Below are 22,822 nucleotides of genomic sequence, written 5' to 3'. Positions count from 1 at the left end.
AGGAATCCCAGGCATAAAAAAACCGGACATTGTCCGGTTTTTTTATTGGTCGCTAGAACTGCTTATTCAGCAGCCGGCGCTTCCGGCTTGCGGCGTTTCAGCGGCGCCATGCCGTCCTTGCTGACCAGCGACAGGGCGTCGGTCTTCGGGCGGTTGGCGATTTTGCGTTTGGTCGGGGCCTTGGCGCCGGTTTTCTTCTTGTCGCCCTTGGCGTCGACCTTTTTCTTCTTCACGCCAACGGCTTTGCCCGAGGCCTTGACCTTTTTCGGTCCGCCGTAGGTGCCTTTGACTTCCTTGATGGTGCGGCGCTCGAAGCTCTGCTTGAGGTAGCGCTCGACGCTCGACATCAGGTTCCAGTCGCCGTGGCAGATCAGCGAGATGGCCAGGCCATCGTTGCCGGCACGGCCGGTGCGACCGATGCGGTGAACGTATTCGTCGCCGCTGCGCGGCATATCGAAGTTGATCACCAGGTCCAGGCCTTCCACGTCGAGGCCGCGAGCGGCGACGTCGGTGGCGACGAGGATTTTCACGCCGCCCTGCTTCAGACGGTCGATGGCCAGCTTGCGATCCTTCTGGTCTTTGTCACCGTGCAGGACGAACGCTTTGTATTCCTGCGCCACCAGGCGGCCGTAGATACGGTCGGCCATGGCCCGGGTGTTGGTGAACACGATGGCCTTCTGGTAGGTCTCGTTGGCCAGCAGCCAGTTCACGATCTGTTCTTTGTGCTGGTTGTGGTCAGCGGTGATGATCTGCTGGCGGGTGGTCGCATTCAGATCGCTGACGTTGTTGAGCTGCAGGTGCTCAGGGTTGTTCAGCACCTTGGCGACCATCTCGCGCAGGCCCGAACCACCGGTGGTGGCAGAGAACAGCATGGTCTGCTGGCGGTTGGTGCACTCTTCCACCAGACGCTGGACGTCTTCGGCAAAACCCATGTCGAGCATGCGATCGGCTTCGTCGAGGACCAGTACTTCGACTTCTTTGAGGTCGAGGTTGCCGGCGTTCAGTTGCTCGATCATCCGGCCCGGCGTACCGATCAGGATGTCCGGCACCTTGCGCAGCATGGCAGCCTGGACCTTGAAGTCTTCACCGCCGGTGATCAGGCCGGACTTGATGAAGGTGAACTGAGCGAAACGCTCAACTTCCTTGATGGTTTGCTGGGCCAGCTCGCGGGTCGGCAGCAGGATCAGGGTCTTGATGCTGACGCGGACTTTAGCCGGGCCGATCAGACGGTTGAGGATCGGCAAAACGAATGCAGCGGTTTTGCCGCTACCGGTTTGCGCTGTCACCCGCAGGTCACGCCCTTGGAGCGCCAGCGGAATAGCCGCTGCTTGCACAGGCGTTGGCTCGACAAATTTAAGCTCGGCCACGGCTTTGAGCAGGCGTTCGTGCAGGGCGAATTGGGAAAACACGGGTGCTACCTCGAAGAAATACAAAAAAACAGCTGCATAGGGTAACGGTTTCGAGCGCTCAGGCCGAGTTTCTTTATACAAACGGCGCTAAACAGTGGTTTTTTTATTGCGTCTTTTGTCCTCAAACGTCACCCAAAGCGTCTTAAATGCTCTAATCGCCCCGTCGCGTCCTACAGAAGAACCGTTTTTACCCATGGATATCAAACAGCTCTGGCTCAACGTCCAAGACCTTTGGGGTGCCCTTGATCAGCACCCGCTCCTGCATTCCAGCCTGGCATTGGTGCTATTGCTGGTGATTGCGCTGGTCCTCGGACGAGTGGCGCGCTACCTCATTCTGCATGCGACCAAAATGCTCGGTCGCCAGCCCGCGTTGCACTGGATCAATGACTTTCGGCATAACAAAGTTTTTCATCGTCTGGCGCAGATCACACCCTCGCTGGTGATCCAGTTCGGCTTGCACCTGGTGCCGGAGCTGGGCAAGACCAGTCTGATCTTCCTCGGAAACGTCGCGCTGGCATTCACCATTCTGTTCCTGCTGTTAGCGGTCAGTGCCCTGCTCAGCGCCCTGCTCGACATCTACGCGCGCACCGAGCATGCCCGTACCCGTTCGATTAAAGGCTACGTGCAACTGGCGAAAATGGTCTTGTACGTGTTTGGCGCGATCATCATCGTTGCCACCCTCATCGACCGTTCGCCGCTATTGCTGCTGTCGGGTCTGGGCGCCATGTCGGCGGTGATTCTGTTGGTCTACAAGGACACCCTGCTGTCGTTCGTCGCCAGCGTGCAGCTGACCAGCAATGACATGCTGCGGGTCGGCGACTGGATCGAGATGCCGCAAGTCGGCGCCGACGGTGACGTGGTCGACATCACGCTGCATACGGTCAAGGTGCAGAATTTCGATAAAACGATTGTTTCGATTCCGACCTGGCGCCTGATGTCCGAGTCGTTCAAGAACTGGCGCGGCATGCAGCAATCCGGTGGACGACGGATCAAGCGCAGCTTGTTCATCGACGCCAGTGGCGTGCGATTCATCCGCGATGACGAAGAGCAGAAGCTGTCCCAGGTGCATCTGCTGACCGACTACATCAGCCGCAAGCAGGCTGAACTCAAGGCCTGGAACGAAGCCCAGGGTAATGTGGCGGCGATGTCGGCCAACCGTCGGCGGATGACCAATATCGGGACGTTCCGCGCCTATGCACTGGCGTATTTGAAGAGTCACCCGGAAATCCAGCCAAACATGACCTGCATGGTCCGCCAGATGCAGACCACCTCTCAGGGGATTCCGCTGGAGATCTACTGCTTCACCCGCACTACCGCGTGGGCGGATTACGAGCGGATTCAGGGGGATATTTTCGATTACCTGCTGGCGGTGTTGCCGGAGTTTGGCTTGAGCCTTTATCAGCAGCCCAGTGGCGGGGATTTGCGGGCTGGGTTATTGCCTGCGGTGTTGGGTGCAAGCCACATTCCCGAGCCGGAAAAACACCTTATGTAACCGCCCCCTGTGGGAGCGAGCTTGCTCGCGATGGCTGAGTGTCAGGCGACATCAATGTATCTGACACACCGCTATCGCGAGCAAGCTCGCTCCCACAGGGTTAGGGGTCTATTTTTTGAAGAGTCGGCGTACCTGAACGGGGTCGGCATCACCGCTTTGGTCAAGCGCAAGGAAGTATTTGAGCTGCCATTGCTGCGTCTTCACCGCTTGTTTGGCGACGGGTCTGGACCATGGCGGATAGACACGAATCGCCCGCTTGCCACCTTCGCCATCAATCGACATGACACCCTTGGTGGCGAGTATCTTCTGGTCAAACACAAACTGCCCGCGATGGGTTTCATCAGCAACGCTCACCACCACAAAAGCGACGCCATCGCCGGTGTCGAGCGGTGCAATCTCGCTGGCAGGCGTTGGCCGCTTCCATAACGTGACGAACTGGCCAATCTTGGTCGGCGTGGTTTTCGCTACGCGGAAGACCATCGCCTGGCCATCGAGGCCAAAGCGGCAGGCGCCGTATTCGGTACTCGCCTCCTCGCGCCGAGCTTCATCCGTTAATGTCATGCCTGCGGGCTTGTAGATCTGCTCGATGGCGGCGATCAGGTCCGTCATGGCCGTTCCCGCAATGGCAGCACTTCTCGCCTGACGCCCAACCGACTGATCCACACCGCCATCAAAATCACCGACCCACCCAGGAACAACCGCCCCAGCTCTTCATGCTGATTCCAGATCAGCAGATTGATCAGCAACCCCACCGGCACATGCAGGTTGTTCATCACCGCGAGCGTCCCGCCGTTCACCAGACACGCACCCTTGTTCCACCAGTACAACCCGAGCGCAGTCGAGACCAGGCCGAGGAACACCAGCACACCCCATTGCAGCGGTGCTTCGGGCAGGAAGTTCTGTTTGCCGAACAACAGAAACGCCGGCAATGCCACTGCCAACGCCCCCAGGTAGAAGTAACCAAAGCGCCGGAAATGCGGCAAATCGCTCGGATGGCGGGCCACCAGATGCTTATAGAGCACTTGCCCGGCGGCGTAGGTGAAGTTGGCCAGTTGCAGCAGCAGGAAACCCATGAAGAAGTCCGGGTTGATCCGGTCGTAACGAATCACCGCCGCGCCGAGCACCGCCACCAGTGCCGCCACCAACGCCCACGGGTTGAAGCGCCGGTTCAACGCATCTTCGATCAGGGTCACGTGCAGCGGTGTGAGAATGGTGAACAGCAGCACTTCCGGCACCGTCAGCACCCGAAAGCTCAGGTACAGGCAGACGTAGGTCACGCCGAACTGCAACGCGCCGATCAGCAGCATGCCGCGCATGAATGCCGGTTCGACCGAACGCCAGCGGGTCAACGGAATGAACACCAGCCCCGCCAGTACCACTCGCACCAGCACCGCGAAGTAACTGTCGACATGACCCGCCAGGTACTCGCCGATCAAACTGAAGGAAAACGCCTGAATCAGCGTGACAAAAAGTAGATAGCCCATGCTCGCCTCGTTTCGAATGGCGGCGACGATAGCGGGTTTTGCCCGTTATCGCGAACCGTCAGGCAATACAAAACCCTGTGGGAGCGAGCAAGCTCAGCTCCTACAGGGTTTATGTGCCAATTCAACAAATCCCGGGCAAAAAAAAGCCCGATCTCGCTAAAGCGTTCAATCGGGCTACAGCACTCAGGAGCAACAAGTGCAAAGGGAGGTTCGATGCGCGTAAAGCCTTGAAGGGGTTGCGCCAGGTCACTTGAACATCAAGGGATTATCTGGCGATTAAAGCCTCAGGCGACGAGGGAAAGCTTGGCGTTGGCCTGGTTCAGGCCTTTCTCCTGGAAGTCACCGCCCAGGTTCATGCCTTCGGCGTGGATAAACGTTACGTCGTGGATCCCGATGAACGCCATGACCTGGCGCAGGTAGGGTTCCTGGTGATCCGCCGGGCTGCCGGCGTAGATTCCGCCGCGGGCAGTCAGCACGTAGGCACGCTTGCCGCTGAGCAAACCTTGCGGGCCGGTGTCGGTGTACTTGAAAGTCACGCCGGCACGCAGCACATGGTCGAGCCAGGCTTTAAGGGTGCTCGGGATGGCGAAGTTGTACATCGGCGCGGCCATGACCAGTACATCAGCGGCCAGTAGTTCGTCGGTCAACTGGTTGGAGCGTTCCAGGGAAACCTGTTCGATGTCGTTGCGCTGCTCGGCAGGTTTCATCCAGCCGCCCAGCAGGTTGATATCCAGATGCGGCACCGGGTTGACGGCCAGGTCACGAACGGTGATTGGGTCGTTCGGGTGCGCGGTTTGCCACTGGCTGATGAAGGTCTGGGTCAGTTGACGGGAAACCGAATCTTGCTGGCGGGCGCTGCTTTCGATGATCAGAACACGTGACATGGCTTGTAGGCTCCATCTGAGAATGCTGTAAGGCGATGGAGTGAAGGTTAAACAGAGTTTAATCGATGAAAAAGCACAAATAACTGCTATAAACCATCAATAAATTCGTTTATAAGCAGAGCATGCCCTGTGGGAGCGAGCCTGCTCGCGAAGGCGTCGTGTCAGGCGCTATCACTGTTGCCTGATACACCGCTTTCGCGAGCAGGCTCTCTCCCACAACCGCTTGATGTCATTTGGGGGTGCAGGTCAGTTTGATACGCATCTTGATGATGCTTCGGTTGAACTTGGCGGTGGCATTTTTGTGTTTACCAGCGGCCACTTCGATATTGCGGGTGCGTGGCGCTTCCGGGCCATTGTTGAAAACTACCTTACAGGCCGCATCGGTGGTGCCGTAGTTGTTCACCTGAATGGAGGCGATGTCGCTATCCGTGTCATACGCGTTGTAGTCGATGCTCAAGCCGTTCAGCTGTTTTTCAACGTCGATCGGATAGGCAAACGCCGTCAGCGGCAGGATCGCCAGCAGCACACAACCCGATACCACACAACAAAGCTTTTTCATTCAGCAGTCTCCAATAAGGACTGCCAGCTTAGGACAAGAGGAGCTATTCATGAAAGCGCCCCGCGTGACCCTTGATCAATGGCGAACGTTACAGGCCGTGGTCGACCACGGCGGTTTCGCCCAGGCCGCCGAAGCGCTGCACCGCTCGCAATCATCGGTGAGCTACACCGTGGCCCGCATGCAGGACCAACTCGGCGTGCCGCTGTTGCGCATCGACGGCCGCAAAGCGGTGCTGACCGAAGCCGGGGGCGTGCTGCTGCGCCGTTCGCGGCAACTGGTGAAACAGGCCAGTCAGCTGGAAGACCTGGCCCATCACATGGAACAAGGCTGGGAAGCGGAAGTACGGCTGGTGGTCGACGCTGCGTATCCGAGCGCCCGTCTTGTCCGCGCCTTGACCGCGTTCATGCCGCAAAGCCGTGGCTGCCGGGTGCGTCTGCGCGAAGAAGTGCTATCGGGGGTAGAAGAAGTCTTGCTCGAAGGCGTGGCCGATCTGGCCATTACTGGCTTCAGCATTCCCGGGTATCTGGGCGCGGAATTGAGCGACGTAGAGTTTGTGGCTGTCGCTCACCCCGAACACCCGCTGCATCGTCTGAACCGCGAACTGAACTTCCAGGATCTGGAATCCCAGATGCAAGTGGTCATCCGCGACTCCGGCCGCCAGCAGCCACGGGACGTTGGCTGGCTCGGCGCGGAACAGCGCTGGACCGTCGGCAGCCTGGCCACCGCGGCAACTTTTGTCAGCAGCGGCCTGGGTTTCGCCTGGTTACCTCGGCACATGATCGAACGGGAACTCAAGGAAGGTCTGCTTAAGCTGCTACCGTTGGACCAGGGTGGCAGCCGCAACCCGAGCTTCTACCTGTACTCGAACAAGGACAAACCCTTGGGTCCGGCCACGCAGATTCTCATCGAACTGCTGCGCACTTTCGACACTGCGCCGCTGGATGCACCTTTCGCCGCCCCAGAACAAGCCTGACACGGAGTGTACGCATGGCCTATTTCGAACACGAAGGTTGCAACCTGCACTATGAGGAATATGGCCACGGCACGCCGTTGCTGCTGGTCCACGGGCTGGGTTCCAGCACCCTGGACTGGGAACAGCAGATCCCGGCGCTGTCGGCCCGCTACCGGGTGATCGTCCCGGATGTACGCGGCCACGGCCGCTCCGACAAGCCCCGTGAGCGCTACAGCATCGCCGGGTTCAGCGCCGACCTGATCGCCCTCATTGAACACCTGAACCTCGGCCCCACTCATTACGTGGGCCTGTCCATGGGTGGCATGATCGGTTTTCAACTGGCCGTGGATCAGCCGCAATTGCTCAAAAGCCTGTGCATCGTCAACAGCGCGCCCGAGGTCAAACTGCGCAGCCGCGACGATTACTGGCAGTGGTTCAAGCGCTGGAGCCTGATGCGCGTCCTCAGTCTGGGCGCCATCGGCACGGCCCTGGGCGGCAAGCTGTTCCCCAAACCCGAACAGGCTGACCTGCGCCAAAAAATGGCCGAGCGCTGGGCAAAAAACGACAAACATGCTTATCTCGCCAGCTTCGATGCAATCGTTGGCTGGGGGGTTCAGGAACGACTTTCGAGGGTCTCCTGTCCAACCCTCATCGTCAGCGCCGACCGTGACTACACACCGGTCTCGCTGAAAGAAACCTATGTAAAACTGCTGCCCGATGCGCGGCTGGTGGTGATCGCCGATTCGCGCCACGCCACCCCGCTGGATCAACCCGAAATGTTCAACCAAACGCTGCTCGAGTTTCTCACCGCAGTCGACACTACCTCACTCAGGATCACTGACCCATGCTGAAAAAAATCGCCCTCGTCGCTGGCTCCGTTCTGTTTGCCGCCAACCTGATGGCCGCAACGCCCGCCAAGGCGCCGCACGTGCTGCTGGAAACCACTAACGGCCAGATCGAGATCGAACTGGACCCGGTCAAGGCGCCGATCAGTACCAAGAACTTCCTTGATTACGTCAACAGCGGCTTCTACAACAACACGATTTTCCACCGTGTGATTCCGGGCTTCATGGTCCAGGGCGGCGGCTTCACTCAACAAATGCAGCAGAAAGAAACCAAGGCACCGATCAAGAACGAGTCCAAAAACGGTCTGCATAACGTCCGTGGCACGCTGTCCATGGCCCGCACCTCTAATCCTGATTCGGCCACTAGCCAGTTCTTCGTGAACGTCAAAGACAATGACTTCCTCGACAGCGGTGATGGCTATGCCGTGTTCGGTAAAGTCGTCAAAGGGATGGACGTGGTAGATGTCATCGTCAACTCCCAGACCACTACCAAAAGCGGCATGAAAGATGTGCCAGCCGACCCTGTGTTCATCAAGTCAGCCAAAGTCATCGACTAAGCTACACAGGAAGTCTTGAGCGGTTGCCGGAGTGCGCCGCTCACACTGTTCAAAGGAGAGCCCGTGCGCGGGCGGAGAACTGATGCTTTATCGCCGTTTCGAGAAACTGATCGACATTTTCCGCGATGCCCCGACGGCCGCTCCGCCGGATCGGGTCCTCCCTTTTTATACCTATTACCTGAAGCAGGTCTGGCCGAGTTTCGCCGTCCTGCTGTTCGTCGGTCTGATCGGTGCGCTGATCGAAGTGGCGCTGTTCAGTTACCTGAGTCGTATCATCGACCTGACCCAAGGCACCCCTAACGTAAATTTCTTCAAGGAACACGGCATCGAGCTGGCCTGGATGGCCGTGGTAGCCCTGGTTTTTCGGCCGATTTTTGTTGGCCTGCATGACCTGCTGGTGCACCAGACCCTGAGCCCCAGCATGACCAGCCTGATCCGCTGGCAGAATCACAGTTATGTGCTCAAACAGAGCCTGAATTTTTTCCAGAACGACTTCGCCGGGCGCATCGCCCAACGCATCATGCAAACCGGCAACTCGCTGCGCGATTCGGCTGTGCAAGCCGTGGACGCGCTGTGGCACGTGCTGATCTACGCGATCAGTTCGCTGGTGCTGTTCGCCGAAGCCGACTGGCGCCTGATGATCCCGCTGCTGACCTGGATCGTCGCCTTCATCAGCGCCCTCTGTTACTTCGTGCCACGGGTCAAGGAACGTTCGGTGGTGTCCTCCGACGCGCGCTCCAAACTCATGGGGCGGATTGTCGATGGCTATACCAACATCACCACCCTGAAGCTGTTCGCCCACACCAACTTCGAGCAGCAATACGCTCGCGAAGCGATCAAGGAACAAACCGAAAAAGCCCAACTGGCCGGCCGGGTGGTCACTAGCATGGACGTGGTCATCACCAGCATGAACGGCTTGCTGATCGTCGGCACCACCGGCCTGGCCCTGTGGCTGTGGACGCAGTCGATGATCACCGTAGGCGCGATTGCCCTGGCCACCGGCCTGGTGATCCGCATCGTCAACATGTCCGGCTGGATCATGTGGGTGGTCACCGGGATTTTCGAAAATATCGGCATGGTTCAGGACGGTTTGCAGACCATTTCTCAACCGGTCAGCGTCACTGATCGAGAGCAGGCCAAACCGCTGGCGGTCACCCGTGGCGAAGTGCGTTTCGAGCACGTGGATTTCCACTACGGCAAGAAGAGCGGGATCATCGGCGACCTCAACCTGACCATCAAGCCCGGTGAGAAAATCGGCCTGATCGGTCCGTCTGGCGCAGGAAAGTCAACATTGGTCAATCTGCTGCTGCGCCTCTATGACGTGGAGGGCGGACGCATCCTCATCGACGGCCAGAACATCGCCGAAGTCGGCCAGGAAAGCCTGCGCGAGCGCATCGGCATGATCACCCAGGACACGTCCCTGCTGCATCGCTCGATCCGCGACAATTTGTTGTACGGCAAACCCGACGCCACCGACGCCGAACTCTGGGAGGCGGTGCACAAGGCCCGCGCCGACGAGTTCATCCCATTGTTGTCGGACTCCGAAGGTCGCACCGGTTTTGATGCCCACGTCGGTGAACGCGGGGTGAAACTCTCCGGCGGTCAGCGTCAGCGGATTGCGATTGCTCGCGTGCTGCTCAAGGACGCGCCGATCCTGATCATGGACGAGGCCACCTCGGCGCTCGACTCGGAAGTAGAAGCGGCGATCCAGGAAAGCCTCGAAACCCTGATGCAGGGCAAAACCGTGATTGCCATCGCTCACCGGCTCTCGACCATCGCCCGCATGGACCGGCTGGTTGTGCTGGAAAAAGGCAAGATCGCCGAAACCGGCAGCCACGCCGAACTGCTGGCCCATGGCGGGTTGTATGCGCGGTTGTGGCAGCACCAGACAGGTGGATTTGTCGGCATCGATTGACCCTTGAGAGCGACACCAAACCTGTGGGAGCGAGCTTGCTCGCGATGGCGGCGTAATATTCACCGTTTAAGTCGCCTGACACACCGCTATCGTCGGAACGCCGCCCGGAGCAAGCTCGCTCCCACATTGGACTTTCCACATCCAAAAAATCAATCTTGTCGGTACGGCAAGGCCGTCCTCGCTTCCTCGGCATACGCCAGCACACCAACGCGCTCTTGCTGCAGGAAGTCTTTGACGGCGGCTTTCAGGCCGGGATGACGCAAGTAGTGCCATGAATGAGTGATCACGGGTTCGAACCCGCGAATCAACTTGTGCTCGCCCTGGGCACCGGCATCGAAACGCTGGAAGCCATTGGCAATCGCGTAGTCCATGCCCTGGTAGAAACAGGTCTCGAAGTGCAGGCGGTCGAACTCCGCCAGACAGCCCCAGTAACGACCGTAAAAACTGTCGCCACCCACCAGACTGAAGGCCATGGCCACCGGCCGTGAGCCTTGCTTGGCCAACACCACACGAATCGACTCTGGCATGCGCTCGGCCAGCAAACTGAAAAACTCCCGCGTCAGATACGGCGCTTGCCGACGCACTGCGTAGGTATTGGCGTAGCAGGCATAGACAAAATCCCACTGCGCCTGATCGAGTTGCCTACCTTCAAGCCATTCGAAATCAATGCCCTGCCCCGCCACTTGTTCGCGCTCCTTGCGCATCTGCTTGCGCTTGCGCGAACTGAGGACGTCGAGAAAGTCCTGAAAATCCCGATAGCCACGATTCTGCCAGTGGTACTGACAACCGATTCGCTGCAACCAGCCTGGCTGCTCGGCCAAGGCTGCGTCAGTGAACGGGTCGGTGAAGTTGATGTGGGCACTGGAGAGTTGTTCGATTTCAAGGTAGCCCGGCAGGCTTTTCAACAGTTCGAAACCGTCCTCGAGCGTGGCCGCCAGCAAACGCGGGCCGCTGACCGGACTGAACGGCACAGCCGTCAGCAGCTTGGGGTAGTAATCGATACCGGCACGCTCACAGGCATCGGCCCAGGCGTGGTCGAACACGTACTCGCCGTAGGAATGCCATTTGCGATAACTGGGCAGCGCGGCAATCAGGCGATCGCCTTCGATGTGCAATAAATGCTCGGGTTGCCAGCCGGAATGAGGGCCGACGCTGCCGCTGTCTTCCAGCGAGCTGAGAAAGGCGTGGCGCAGAAAGGGCTGATTCTCGGGCACCAGGGCATCCCACGTCTGCGACGCGATTTCGGACAGACTTTCCAGACGTTGCAGCGGCATCAGTTCTTCCCTATTTCTTTGCGTGAAAGCCCGGCGAGTATCGCCCATCGCCAAAAAATCCACACGAGCAATCCGCCGACAGGGCTCTGGATAAGGGTGTACGCCATATTTGTATCGTCATCGAGATGCCATCACATTGCCACTGCTCTGTCATAAACCATCGCGATACTGGCGCCTGTTTTTAGAGCGTCGGGTTCTAGCCCGACCACTGTTTTCCGCCCGTCAACGGTCGGTTGTGTCCTGGATGGCTCAGTCATCCTCTCTCATCTTCGGAGATTGATATGCGTCTTGCTTCCACGAAAACTGCGGCGGCCTTGTGTGGTGGGTTGCTGCTGGCCATGAGTGTTCCGGCCAGCGCCGCAGTCGACGCCAAACTGCTCGACATGCTCAAGGCAAACGGCTCGATTTCGCCTGCGCAGTACACCGAACTGCAAGCCGAGCTGGCCAGGGATCAGAAAGACCAGCAAATCGCCCGTCAGGCTCAGCAAGAGACCAACGAGCAGATCGCGGCGACTGCAAAGAAAACCAATGAACTGAGTACCTTCGACCAGAAACTGGCGTGGGCTGCCAAGACCCAGTTCAAGGGCGATGTTCGATTCCGTCAGGAAACAGTCAAGAACGATGGTGTACCGAACACCGGCGACCAGGATCGTCAACGTATTCGTGTCCGCCTGGGTGCCTACACCGAAATCAATCCGCAAGTGGACACCGGCATTCGTATCGCCACTGGCAACAACAACGATGCTCGCTCCACCAACCAGAGCTTGGAAGGCAACTTCTCCAAAAAAGATATCTGGCTGGACCAGGGCTACGTCGACTACCACCCGACTGCCATCAAGAATCTGCACTTGATCGGCGGCAAGATGCCGCAACCATGGGTGAGCATGGGTGACATCATCTGGGATAACGACATCAGCCCGGAAGGTCTGGCCCTGACTTACAAATACCCGCTAGGCAGCACGGCCGAGCTGTTCGGTAGCGCCGGCCACTACACCCTCCAGGACAACGTCGACGGCGAAGGCAAGCAGTTCCGTCACGACCTGCGTCTGTACGCTGGCCAGTTGGGCGCGCGCTTCGCGATCACTGATAACCTGAAAATGACGCTGGGTGGCAGTGTCTACGCTTACGACAACGACGAGGACACCGCCACACTGGCCATCAACGGCAACAGCGCGGGCGAAGAGTTCAAAGTGTACGAAGGCTTTGGTCAGATCGATATTGGCGGCCTGCCAATGCCACTCTCGTTATACGGTCAAGTTGTCAACAACGACAGTGCGAGCAACGATCAGGACATGGGCTGGTTGGCCGGCGTCAAGACCAAGTTCTACGGCTTCGGAGTGGACTACAACTACCGCGACGTACAGCGTAACTCGGTGGTTGGCGCCTTCACCGACTCCGACTTCGCCAACGGTTTCACCGGTTCGCGCGGCAGCAAGCTGAAAGTGAGCTACGAGATCGACAAGAACTTCGCCCTCGGCGCGACGTACTTCATGGCTGACTCCGACTACACCAACGCCACCCTGCGGGATTCGAAAATCAACACCCTGCAACTGGATGCTGAAGCCAAGTTCTGATTCCCCGCTACACGACTCGGGCAAGGAAGCCCGAGCCGCTTTTACAGACTCGCGCTGGTGTATCGGTCCCCATCATCCGTCCGATACGCCAGTGCGAGTCTTTTTGTTTGTGCAAAAAAAAATCGCAGCCTTCGGCAGCTCCTACATGGGATTACTTAACCCTGTAGGAGCTGCCGCAGGCTGCGATCTTTTAAGGCCAACTCAGCGCTTGCGCAGAATCACGCTACCAATCGAGTAACCCGCGCCAAACGAGCTGAGCACAGCCAGCGAACCGGCGGCCAGATCGTCCTGGTTCTTGTGAAACGCGATCACGGAACCGGCGGAACTGGTGTTGGCGTAGGTGTCGAGAATCACCGGGGCTTCTTCTTCGGTGGCTTCGCGGCCCAGCAGCTTCTTGACGATCAGGTGGTTCATGCTGAGGTTGGCCTGATGCAGCCAGAAGCGTTTCACGTCGCTGATGTTGAGCGTGTTCTCTTCCAGGTGCGTAGCGATCAGCTCGGCGACCATCGGGCAGACATCGCGGAACACCTTGCGGCCTTCCTGCACGAACAGTTTGTCCTTGGCACCGATGCCCTCTTCCGCCGCGCGGTTGAGGAAGCCGAAGTTGTTGCGGATGTTGTTGGAGAACTTGGTCAGCAGCTTGGTGCTGACGATGTCGAACTGGTACTTGGACGTTGCCAGGTCAGCACGTTCGATGATCACCGCAGTCGCGGCATCGCCGAAGATGAAGTGGCTGTCACGGTCGCGGAAGTTCAGGTGACCGGTGCAGACTTCCGGGTTGACCATCAGGATCGCCCGGGCCTGGCCCAGTTGCACGCTGTTGGCCGCAGCCTGAATGCCGAAGGTCGCCGAGGAGCAGGCGACGTTCATGTCGAAACCGAAACCCTGGATGCCCAAGGCTTCCTGGACTTCGATGGCGATGGCCGGATAGGCCCGTTGCAGGTTGGAGCAGGCGACGATCACGCCGTCGATGTCCGCGGCGGTTTTGCCGGCACGCTGCAAGGCTTGCTCGGCGGCGCCGATGGCCATTTGGCAAAGCACCGACCACTCGTCATTCGAGCGTTCCGGCAGGCGTGGCGCCATGCGTTGCGGGTCGAGGATGCCTTCCTTGTCCATGACAAAGCGGCTTTTGATGCCAGACGCCTTTTCGATAAACGCCGCGCTGGACTCCGTCAACCCTTCGATTTCGCCGCGTGCGATGGCGTCGGCATTGTCGGCGTTGAATTGCGCGACGTAAGCATTGAAAGACTGCACCAGCTCTTCGTTGGAGATGCTGTTGGCCGGGGTGTACAGGCCGGTGCCGCTGATGACGACGTTATGCATGGTCGTTTCTCTAATCTGTTCAGGCAGAAAGTGTTGGCACCGACGTACCAACACACAAAGGATCTGCTCCCGTCAGGGGACGCAAACCTGGCATCGCTTTATTCCGATCCGCCCAGACCTGTGAAGGCTCAAAACCGCGGGGCCGGCGTTTATAGGCGCGAAGTTTGCCATAAACATTGGGTTTTGGCGCCTTTTGCTGGATCAAACGCGGTAACACGGCTACTTGTAGGAGCTGCCGAAGGCTGCGATCTTTTGATCTTCTGGTGCAGCGATAAAGAAAGATCAAAAGATCGCAGCCTTCGGCAGCTCCTACAGGGGATCGCGGTGGTCACAGAGTATCGGCGTTACGGTTCGACCTGGGTCCATTGCTTGTTCAGGCGCTTGTCGGAGATCGGCACCTTGGTCCCCAATTGTTGGGCGAACAGGGAAACCCGGTACTCCTCCAGCCACCAGCGATAAAGCTCCAGTTGCGGATCGCGTTTGCCTTCCTGAGCATGTTTGTTGGCGCGGGTTTGATATTGCGTCCACAGGCCGGACAATTCGCCGCTCCAGACCCGGTCCCTCTGCACCTGAGCGCCGATTTTCTCGAAGCGCTGCTCGACCGCTTTCAGATAACGCGGCAACTCCTTGAGCCACTGCATCGGGGTTTCCCGGACGAAGCCCGGATACACCAGATGACTGAGCTGCTGCTTGATGTCGTTCAGGGCCACGGCTTGTGCCAGATCAATCTTGCCCTTGAAGCGTTTTTGCAGGCCGTGCCAGAGCTTGAGGATTTCCAGCGTTAGCTTGGCCAAGCGCTCCGCGTGCTCGGTCCAGCCATCGCGCTTGCGTTCGGCCAGTGAGGCCAACCCGGCGCCATCGCGAGGCAACGGATCTTCGCCATCGAGAATGCAGCTGTCGAGGCTGGCCAGCAGAATGTCTTCGACCAGACTGTCGATGCGACCCATGTCGCGGTACATCAAGCCCAATTCGGTCAGCCCCGGCAACTTGCTGCGCAGGAACTTCGCCGGTTCGGCCAGTTGCTGCATCAGCAAACGCTGCAAGGCGCGGCGATGTTGAAACTCGGCTTCGGCCGGCGTCGAGAAACGTCCTTCCTTGACCGTGCCACTCTCTTCCACCAGCGCCGGATACACCGTCATCGATAGCCCGGCGATCTTCTGCTGGGTTTTCTCGGCGACGGCGGCAAACACTTTCGGCTCCACCGGTTGCTGGTTTTTCGCGGTTTGCGGCACGGCCAACGCAGCCTGACTGGCTTCGGCAAAGCGTGCGGTCAGTTCCGCCAGATCACGCCCTTCGCCCAGGAACTTGCCTTGGCCGTCGACGATTTCCAGGTTCATCCGCAAATGACTGTCGACCTGCTGCGATGCTTCGGCCCAGGCTTCATCGCTGACCCGCGCACCGGTCATGCGCAACAGTTCACGGCCCAGCGCTTGAGGCAACGAGCCCTCGGCGAAAGTCATGCGCTGCAATGCGGCTTTGACGAAGTCCGGCACCGGTACGAAATTCTTGCGCAGGGCTTTAGGCAGGTTGCGCACCAGCGCGATGCACTTGGCCTCGATCACGCCCGGCACCAGCCATTCCAGGCGCTCCGGCGGCAGCATCGGCAACAACGGCGCAGGCACTCGCAGGGTTACGCCGTCGCGTGGATGGTTCGGTTCGAAGTGGTAACTGAGCGCCAATTCCAGATCACCGATGTGCAGGGTGTCCGGGTAATGCAAAGCGGTGACTTCACTCGCCTCGCGGGCCAGCACGTCTTCTTCGCGCATGATCAGCAGCTGCGGGTCTTTCTGGCTGTTGACCCGATACCAGCTGTCGAAGGTCGCGGTCTGGTGGATCTCCGCCGGCAGTCGCGCTTCGTAGAAGGCGAACAGGGTTTCTTCGTCGGCCAGAATGTCGCGACGGCGAGCCTTGGCTTCCAGTTCGTCGAGCTGTTCCAGCAGTTGCGCATTGGCCGTCAGGCACTTGGCCTTGGACTGAATCTCGCCGCGTACCAGACCTTCACGAATGAAGAACTCACGAGACACCACCGGGTCGATCGGCCCGTAATGCACCGGCCGGCGACCGACCACGATCAGCCCGAACAAAGTGATCTGTTCGAACGCCACGACTTGACCGCGCTTCTTCTCCCAATGGGGTTCGAAGTGGTTTTTCTTGATCAGGTGCCCGGCCAAGGGTTCGATCCAGTCGGCATCGATCTTGGCGACCATGCGCGCGTAGAGCTTGGTGGTTTCCACCAGTTCGGCGGCCATCAGCCATTGCGGACGCTTTTTACCGAGGCCCGATGACGGGTGAATCCAGAAGCGCCGCTGACGGGCGCCGAGGTAGTCGCCGTCTTCGGTTTTCTGACCAATCTGGCTGAGCAGCCCCGAGAGCACGGCTTTGTGCAATTTCGGGTAATCCGCCGGCTCTTTATTGAGGCTCAACTGCATGTCGCGGCAGATCAGGCTCAACTGCCGATGGGAGTCGCGCCATTCGCGCAGACGCAGGTAATTCAGGAAGTTCTTGCGGCACCAATTGCGCAGCGGGCTGGCGGTCAACGCCTGGCGCTGTTCTTCGAAACCGCGCCACAGATTGACCAGCCCGGCGAAGTCCGAGTCCACATCCTTCCACTGAGCATGCGCCTGATCCGCCGCTTGCTGACGTTCCGGCGGACGCTCGCGCGGGTCCTGAATCGACATGGCGCTGGCGACGATCAGCACTTCCTGCAAGCTGCCGAGTTTCGCCGCTTCCAGCAGCATGCGGCCCATGCGCGGGTCCACCGGCAACCGCGCCAATTGGCGACCGAGCGGCGTCAGCTGGCTGTTGCGGTCAACCGCCGAGAGTTCTTGCAGCAGGTTGAAACCGTCGCTGATGGCCTTGCCATCCGGCGGCTCGATAAACGGGAAATCGGTGATCTCGCCGAGGCGCAGATGCAGCATCTGCAAAATCACCGCGGCGAGGTTGGTGCGCAGGATTTCCGGGTCGGTAAATTCCGGGCGACCGATGAAATCTTCTTCGCCGTAGAGGCGTATGCAAATGCCCGGCTCAACCCGTCCGCAGCGACCTTTACGCTGGTTGGCGCTGGCCTGGGAAATGGCTTCGATGGGCAGGCGCTGGACCTTGGCGCGGTAGCTGTAACGGCTGATGCGCGCGGTGCCGCTGTCGATCACGTAACGAATGCCTGGCACGGTCAGCGAGGTTTCCGCAACGTTGGTCGCCAACACCACGCGACGGCCTGGGTGCGACTGGAAAATCCGCTGCTGTTCGGCCGGCGACAGTCGTGCGTAGAGCGGCAGAATCTCGGTGTGCTTGAGCTGGGCCTTGCGCAGCATGTCCGCCGCGTCGCGAATTTCGCGCTCGCCGGGCAGGAACACCAGCACATCGCCGGGGCTCTTGCGCTCGCTGCGTTCGAACGCGGCGATTTCGTCGAGGGTGGCGAGGATCGCCTGATCCACGGTCAAGTCGTCCTCGACGCGGTTGCCCTCTTCGTCTTGCTCCAGGGTCAGCGGGCGATACCAGGTTTCCACGGGGAAGGTGCGGCCGGAGACTTCGACAATCGGCGCGTCATCGAAGTGTTTGGAGAAGCGCTCCAGGTCGATGGTCGCCGAAGTGATGATGACTTTCAGGTCCGGGCGACGCGGCAGCAGGGTTTTCAGGTAACCGAGCAGAAAGTCGATGTTGAGGCTGCGTTCGTGGGCTTCGTCGACGATGATCGTGTCGTAGCGTTCGAGGTAGCGGTCGTTCTGGGTTTCCGCCAGCAGGATGCCGTCGGTCATCAGTTTGATCAGGGTGTTGGAATCGCTCTGATCCTCGAACCGCACCTGATAGCCGACCAGTGCGCCCAACGGCGTCGCCAGTTCTTCGGCGACCCGGCTCGCCACGCTGCGGGCGGCGATTCGACGGGGCTGGGTGTGGCCGATCAGGCCATGCTGGCCGCGACCGATTTCCAGGCAGATCTTCGGCAACTGGGTGGTTTTACCCGAACCGGTTTCACCGGCAATGATCAGCACCTGATGCTTGAGCAGCGCTGCTTTGATTTCGTCGCGCTTGGCGGCGATCGGCAGGCTGTCGTCGTAACGAATCACCGGCAGACTGGCTCGCCGCGCCAGCACCTGATCACAGGACGCCTGCGTGCGCGTCATCCACTGGGCCAGCTTGGCCTCGTCAGGTTTCTTGCGCAGCTCAAGCAACTGCCGCCGCAGCCGGTGGCGGTCGGCGAGCATGGCGTGATCGAGGTTTTTCAGCAGTTTGTCGATGGAGGGCGATTCGTCAGTCATCAGGTACGCAATAAGTCGTCTAGTGGCGCAGGGGGCGGATTGTCGCAGATTTAAAGGACGAACGAGATCCCTTGTAGGAGCTGACGAGTGAAACGAGGCTGCGATCTTTTGATCTTGCATTTAGGAACCAAGATCAAAAGATCGCAGCCTCGTTTCACTCGACAGCTCCTACACAGCTCCTACAGGGGGGAGGTGCTACTCGTTGTCGAGGCCTTTGCGCCGATAAGGAAACACATCAATCACCTTCCCGGCGCGAATGGCTTCCTGAAGGCTTTTCCAGTAATCGGCGTTGTACAACTCACCATGCAACTGATCGAACAACTTGCGCTGCCCCGAATCAGCAAACAAAAACGGCGGAAACTCTTCAGGAAACACATCCAGCGGTCCGATCGAATACCAAGGCTCCGACGCCATCTCGTCTTCCGGCGTACGCGGTAGCGGGATATGCCGGAAGTTGGCTTCAGTCAGGAAGCAGATCTCGTCATAGTCATAGAACACCACCCGCCCGTGACGAGTGACGCCGAAGTTCTTCAGCAGCATGTCGCCGGGAAAGATGTTCGCCGCCGCCAGTTGCTTGATCGCCAACCCGTAATCTTCCAGCGCCTCGCGGACCTGAGCGTCGTTGGCGTTCTCCAGATACAGGTTCAACGGCGTCATCCGCCGTTCGGTCCAGCAGTGGCGGATCAGCACGGTGTCGCCCTCTACCGACACGGTGGACGCGGCCACTTCAAGCAGCTCTTCCAGGCACGCCGGGTCGAACTTGCTCAACGGGAAACGAAAGTCGGCAAATTCCTGGGTGTCGGCCAGGCGCCCGACCCGGTCGACGCTCTTCACCAGACGGTACTTCTCGATCACCGTGGCGCGGTCGACGTTCTTTGACGGCGAGAAGCGGTCCTTGATGATTTTGAATACGGTGTTGAAGCCCGGCAGGGTAAACACGCTCATCACCATGCCACGCACGCCCGGGGCCATGATGAACTGGTCGTCGGTGTTGGCCAGGTGATTGATCAGCGCCCGATAGAACTCGGATTTTCCGTGTTTGTAAAAGCCGATCGAGGTGTACAGCTCGGCGATGTGCTTGCCCGGCAAAATGCGCTTGAGGAAACCGATGAACTCCGCCGGTACCGGCACGTCGACCATGAAATACGAACGGGTGAACGAGAAGATGATCGACACGTCCGCTTCATCGGTGATCAGCGCATCGATCTGAATCCCTCGACCTTCACGGTGCAGCAGCGGAATCACCAGCGGCCATTGTTCGTCCTGGGTGTAGATGCGCCCGACCAGGTACGCGCCTTTGTTGCGGTAAAGCACCGAGGAAAACAGTTCGACGCTCAATTCCGGGTCCTTGCAGACCCAGTCCGGCAGGTTCTCGCGCAATTGCCCTTCGAGACGACTCAGGTCGCCCGCCAGGTTGGCGTAATCCTCGCTGAAGCGGTAGTCGGCAAAAATGCTCGCCAGCATCCCGGACAACTGGCCCTGGGGCTTGTACGTACGGGTTTGTGCCGCACGGGCCCGGCGCAGGCTCGGCCGGGTGGTGTGGATGAACATGCAGCCGTCACTGATCAGGTCGTGGCTGAACAGCCCGCAGAAGATCGAGTTGTACCAGGTTTCGGACAGTTCATCGTCGAAGCGCAGGTCGATCAGCGTGATGTAAGCGCTTTTGACCAGCGGCCAGCAGCTGACATCCAGCGTGTCGGCGTCGAAAGCGATGCGCAGCCGTTCCACCGTTTCGCTGACTTTTTCTTCGTAGAGATTGATCCGCGCGGCCGACGCCGATTGCGTCTCCTGCCACTTGGCCTGCTCGAAGCGGGCCCGGGCGCCGTCGGTGATCTGGCGGAAATGCTCGCGGTAATCGTCAAAGCCATCGAGGATCATTCGGGCGATGTCGGCGGCTGGCCATTGCTGCGGCATAGGTAAAACCTCGGCGGCTGATGCTTATCGTGGGGCCTGAGCTTAGTGGCCCTTTGTTACGCAACGCAACCATTGCCTTGCGTCCTGACTGGCGCGACACTTGCGTGCCAATCAAGGAAGGAACGTGCTGTGAACCCCGTCGATACTCTGCGTTTGTTATCGCTTGCCGCCATTTGGGGCGCGAGCTTTCTGTTCATGCGCATCATTGCCCCGGTGATTGGCACAATCCCCACTGCTTTTTTCCGCGTATCGATTGCCGCGGTCGGCCTGTTGGTGATTCTCGGGCTGATGCGCATCAGCTGGGATTTCAAAGGCAAACTCAAAACCGTGATGCTGCTCGGAGTGATCAACTCCGGGATTCCGGCGACGCTCTATTCGGTGGCTGCGCAAGTGTTGCCGGCCGGTTATTCGGCGATTTTCAACGCCACCACCCCATTAATGGGCGTGCTGATCGGCGGTCTGTTCTTCCATGAAAAGCTCACCGCCGCCAAGCTTGGCGGCGTGTTCCTCGGGCTATTTGGCGTGGGCATCCTGACCCGTGCCGGTCCGGTGGCGTTCGACAGGGAACTGCTGATGGGCGCCCTCGCCTGCCTGCTCGCCACGACCTGCTACGGTTTCGCCGGATTCCTCGCGCGCCGCTGGCTTGATCAGGCCGGTGGTCTCGACAGCCGCCTTTCGGCGCTGGGCAGCATGCTGGGCGCGACGTTGTTTCTGTTGCCGCTGTTCGGTTACAGCGTGATCAGCCAGCCACCGGAAAGCTGGGGCGGCTGGAGTGTCTGGTTGTCATTGCTCGGGTTGGGTCTGGGGTGCACCGCGTTTGCGTACATCATTTACTTCCGCTTGCTCAGCTCGGTTGGCCCGGTGAAGTCGATGACCGTGACCTTCATGATCCCGCCGTTCGGGGTGTTGTGGGGGGCGATGTTGCTGGATGAGCCGTTGTCGATGGCGCACATCTATGGCGGGGTGTTGATTGCGGCGGCGTTGTGGTTGGTATTGAAGACGGCGGTGGTGAAGCCGGTTGAGGCTGCTGCCCGGTAGTTTTGTGGTGTTGCTGATTACGCCATCGCGAGCAAGCCCGCGATGGCGTCGGTTCAGACAACTACAGAGCTAACCACTGACATCGCCTCAATGCTCCAGGCCTTATTCAGGTTCAGGCTGATTTACGGAAAACGAACACCAGACCGACGATGATCAGCAGCATGCCGAGCATGCTCAATGCAGCCAGTCGATTACCAAAAATCAGGTAGTCCATCACCGCCGTCACCGCCGGCACCAGGTAAAACAGACTGGTGACATTGACCAGGTTGCCCCGGGCGATCAAGCGATACAGCAGCAAGGTTGCCAGCACCGACACCACCAATCCCATCCACAACACCGGCACGATGAAACCGGTGCTGTGGTCGAAATGAAAGGGCTGGAACGGCACGAAGACTCCGCAGAGCAACAGCCCCGCCAGGTACTGCACTGGCAGCGTACCGAGTGGATTGTCGGTGATGCGCTTCTGCATGATCGAACCGAACGTCATGCTCGCCAGCGCCAGCAAACCGAAGAGCATACCGGCCAATGACATACCGGCCAGACCGATGCCCTGGTAAACCACCATGATCAACCCGGCCAAACCCAGTGCCAGACCAAACATTCTGCTGGTTGATCGCTGACGCTCCATGATCACCACCGTGAGAATGGGCTGCACGCCCATGATCGTGGCCATGACGCCGGGTGTGACTTTCAGGTCCAGGGCCAGCAGATAGAAAATCTGATAAGCCCCCAGCAACACCACGCCCGTGGCCATCGCATACACCATCGGCTTGCCGCCCTTGGGCAGCTTCAGCTTGAGCAACGGCACCAGCAGCACCAATCCGCAGATTGCGATAGCGAAGCGAATCAACAGAAAAGCAAAGGGTGACGCGTGGGCCAAGCCCCATTTGGAGAAGATCGCCCCGCTGCTCCACAGCAGAACGAACAGGCTCGTGGACGCCGCCGCGAGCGCGGTGTTTTTCGAAAGGACAAACATGAATACCACCTGTAGTCAGGCAAAAAGCCAACTCAGCCGAAGCTGAAATTCAGTAGTTTTTTCAGGCGGGCACTTTTTAGTCGGGCATGGAAACAGCAGAAAAAAGCTGATCAGCCCGAGAAGCTAACGCCTGGCGGTGATACGACTGCGCACACCGGCGAGCTACTGACAGGTGGGGGGTAATGACTGATCTGCGCAGGCTGCTGATTCCCGCACGGCACGACGCCAGCGTTGACCGCTGAATCGACTACCGCGTTGATGAGGGAAACAGGCATGGGCTGATCTTTTTTGAAGGGTAAAAAGGCGGGTTGTAAAACACCGAGCGCCGACTATAACCAGCGGGTCACATGGATTGCAATGACCTGGACAA

The 22,822-nt window shown here is 59.1% G+C and carries 16 protein-coding genes and 2 pseudogenes; 8 read left to right on the top strand and 10 right to left on the bottom strand.

Annotated features, from left to right (window positions below; translation table 11 throughout):
- Positions 1-62: 62 nt before the first annotated feature.
- Positions 63-1,409, bottom strand: coding sequence for a DEAD/DEAH box helicase (locus ACIQU2_RS09800; protein WP_008153197.1), 1,347 nt, complete (start codon positions 1,407-1,409; stop codon positions 63-65).
- A gap of 193 nt (positions 1,410-1,602) precedes the next feature.
- Here ACIQU2_RS09800 and ACIQU2_RS09795 point away from each other — a divergent pair, with 193 nt between their 5' ends.
- A complete protein-coding gene (locus tag ACIQU2_RS09795; RefSeq protein ID WP_403140230.1) occupies positions 1,603-2,901 on the top strand; it encodes a mechanosensitive ion channel family protein in 1,299 nt (432 codons plus the stop codon).
- Positions 2,902-3,009: 108 nt separating this feature from the next.
- Here the strand turns inward: ACIQU2_RS09795 and ACIQU2_RS09790 are convergent, their stop codons facing one another.
- From ACIQU2_RS09790 to ACIQU2_RS09780, 3 genes are all read right to left on the bottom strand, one after another.
- Positions 3,010-3,510 (bottom strand): MepB family protein, encoded by a 501-nt coding sequence (locus ACIQU2_RS09790; protein WP_403140228.1) that lies wholly within the window; start codon positions 3,508-3,510, stop codon positions 3,010-3,012.
- On the bottom strand, positions 3,507-4,385 hold the full coding sequence (locus ACIQU2_RS09785; RefSeq protein WP_403140227.1) for a carboxylate/amino acid/amine transporter: 879 nt from the start codon (positions 4,383-4,385) through the stop codon (positions 3,507-3,509). The genes ACIQU2_RS09790 and ACIQU2_RS09785 overlap by 4 nt, the downstream gene beginning before the upstream one ends.
- A gap of 284 nt (positions 4,386-4,669) precedes the next feature.
- On the bottom strand, positions 4,670-5,269 hold the full coding sequence (locus ACIQU2_RS09780) for an FMN-dependent NADH-azoreductase (protein WP_403140225.1): 600 nt from the start codon (positions 5,267-5,269) through the stop codon (positions 4,670-4,672).
- Positions 5,270-5,368: 99 nt separating this feature from the next.
- Here ACIQU2_RS09780 and ACIQU2_RS09775 point away from each other — a divergent pair.
- Positions 5,369-5,488: pseudogene (locus tag ACIQU2_RS09775) on the top strand (DUF4381 domain-containing protein); the annotation flags it as partial.
- Between the two features lie 10 nt (positions 5,489-5,498).
- On the opposite strand, the gene ACIQU2_RS09770 reads toward ACIQU2_RS09775, so the two are convergent.
- Positions 5,499-5,828 (bottom strand): 3-phosphoglycerate kinase, encoded by a 330-nt coding sequence (locus tag ACIQU2_RS09770; RefSeq protein ID WP_403140223.1) that lies wholly within the window; start codon positions 5,826-5,828, stop codon positions 5,499-5,501.
- Between the two features lie 49 nt (positions 5,829-5,877).
- Between ACIQU2_RS09770 and ACIQU2_RS09765 the strand changes: the two genes are divergently transcribed.
- The 4 genes and pseudogenes from ACIQU2_RS09765 (at position 5,878) to ACIQU2_RS09750 (ending at position 10,097) form a co-directional block, all read left to right on the top strand.
- Complete coding sequence (locus ACIQU2_RS09765; protein WP_056742659.1) at positions 5,878-6,801, top strand: LysR family transcriptional regulator; 924 nt, start codon at positions 5,878-5,880, stop codon at positions 6,799-6,801.
- A gap of 14 nt (positions 6,802-6,815) precedes the next feature.
- A pseudogene (locus ACIQU2_RS09760) lies at positions 6,816-7,621 on the top strand (alpha/beta fold hydrolase).
- Between the two features lie 3 nt (positions 7,622-7,624).
- Complete coding sequence (locus tag ACIQU2_RS09755) at positions 7,625-8,182, top strand: peptidylprolyl isomerase (protein ID WP_347802946.1); 558 nt, start codon at positions 7,625-7,627, stop codon at positions 8,180-8,182.
- Between the two features lie 82 nt (positions 8,183-8,264).
- Entirely contained in the window at positions 8,265-10,097 is a 1,833-nt protein-coding gene (locus tag ACIQU2_RS09750) for an ABC transporter ATP-binding protein (RefSeq protein ID WP_403140220.1), read from the top strand.
- Positions 10,098-10,246: 149 nt separating this feature from the next.
- Here ACIQU2_RS09750 and ACIQU2_RS09745 read toward each other — a convergent pair whose 3' ends face one another.
- Positions 10,247-11,371 carry a GNAT family N-acetyltransferase gene (locus ACIQU2_RS09745; protein ID WP_403140218.1) on the bottom strand — a complete coding sequence of 375 codons (1,125 nt, stop codon included), beginning with the start codon at positions 11,369-11,371 and terminating at the stop codon, positions 10,247-10,249.
- Positions 11,372-11,652: 281 nt separating this feature from the next.
- On the opposite strand from ACIQU2_RS09745, the gene ACIQU2_RS09740 reads away from it, so the two are divergent.
- Positions 11,653-12,945 carry a putative porin gene (locus ACIQU2_RS09740; RefSeq protein WP_347802949.1) on the top strand — a complete coding sequence of 431 codons (1,293 nt, stop codon included), beginning with the start codon at positions 11,653-11,655 and terminating at the stop codon, positions 12,943-12,945.
- 201 nt (positions 12,946-13,146) lie between these two features.
- Here ACIQU2_RS09740 and ACIQU2_RS09735 read toward each other — a convergent pair whose 3' ends face one another.
- The 3 genes from ACIQU2_RS09735 to aceK form a co-directional block, all read right to left on the bottom strand.
- Positions 13,147-14,268, bottom strand: a complete 1,122-nt coding sequence (locus tag ACIQU2_RS09735) for a beta-ketoacyl-ACP synthase III (protein ID WP_403140216.1) — start codon at positions 14,266-14,268, stop codon at positions 13,147-13,149.
- A gap of 344 nt (positions 14,269-14,612) precedes the next feature.
- Entirely contained in the window at positions 14,613-18,524 is a 3,912-nt protein-coding gene (hrpA, locus tag ACIQU2_RS09730) for an ATP-dependent RNA helicase HrpA (RefSeq protein WP_403140214.1), read from the bottom strand.
- 195 nt (positions 18,525-18,719) lie between these two features.
- Positions 18,720-20,438, bottom strand: a complete 1,719-nt coding sequence (aceK, locus tag ACIQU2_RS09725; protein ID WP_347802952.1) for a bifunctional isocitrate dehydrogenase kinase/phosphatase — start codon at positions 20,436-20,438, stop codon at positions 18,720-18,722.
- Between the two features lie 129 nt (positions 20,439-20,567).
- On the opposite strand from aceK, the gene ACIQU2_RS09720 reads away from it, so the two are divergent.
- Positions 20,568-21,476: a DMT family transporter gene (locus ACIQU2_RS09720; protein WP_347802953.1), complete on the top strand. Its 909-nt coding sequence runs from the start codon at positions 20,568-20,570 to the stop codon at positions 21,474-21,476.
- A gap of 112 nt (positions 21,477-21,588) precedes the next feature.
- Here the strand turns inward: ACIQU2_RS09720 and ACIQU2_RS09715 are convergent, their stop codons facing one another.
- Complete coding sequence (locus ACIQU2_RS09715; protein ID WP_347802954.1) at positions 21,589-22,452, bottom strand: DMT family transporter; 864 nt, start codon at positions 22,450-22,452, stop codon at positions 21,589-21,591.
- Positions 22,453-22,822 lie beyond the last annotated feature (370 nt).

The sequence above is a fragment of the Pseudomonas sp. NPDC098740 genome, from assembly GCF_044760065.1.
GTDB classification, from domain to species: Bacteria; Pseudomonadota; Gammaproteobacteria; order Pseudomonadales; family Pseudomonadaceae; genus Aquipseudomonas; species Aquipseudomonas rossensis.
The sequence above is the reverse complement of the archived record's forward strand: the minus strand, read 5'-3'. Positions and strand labels throughout refer to the sequence as shown.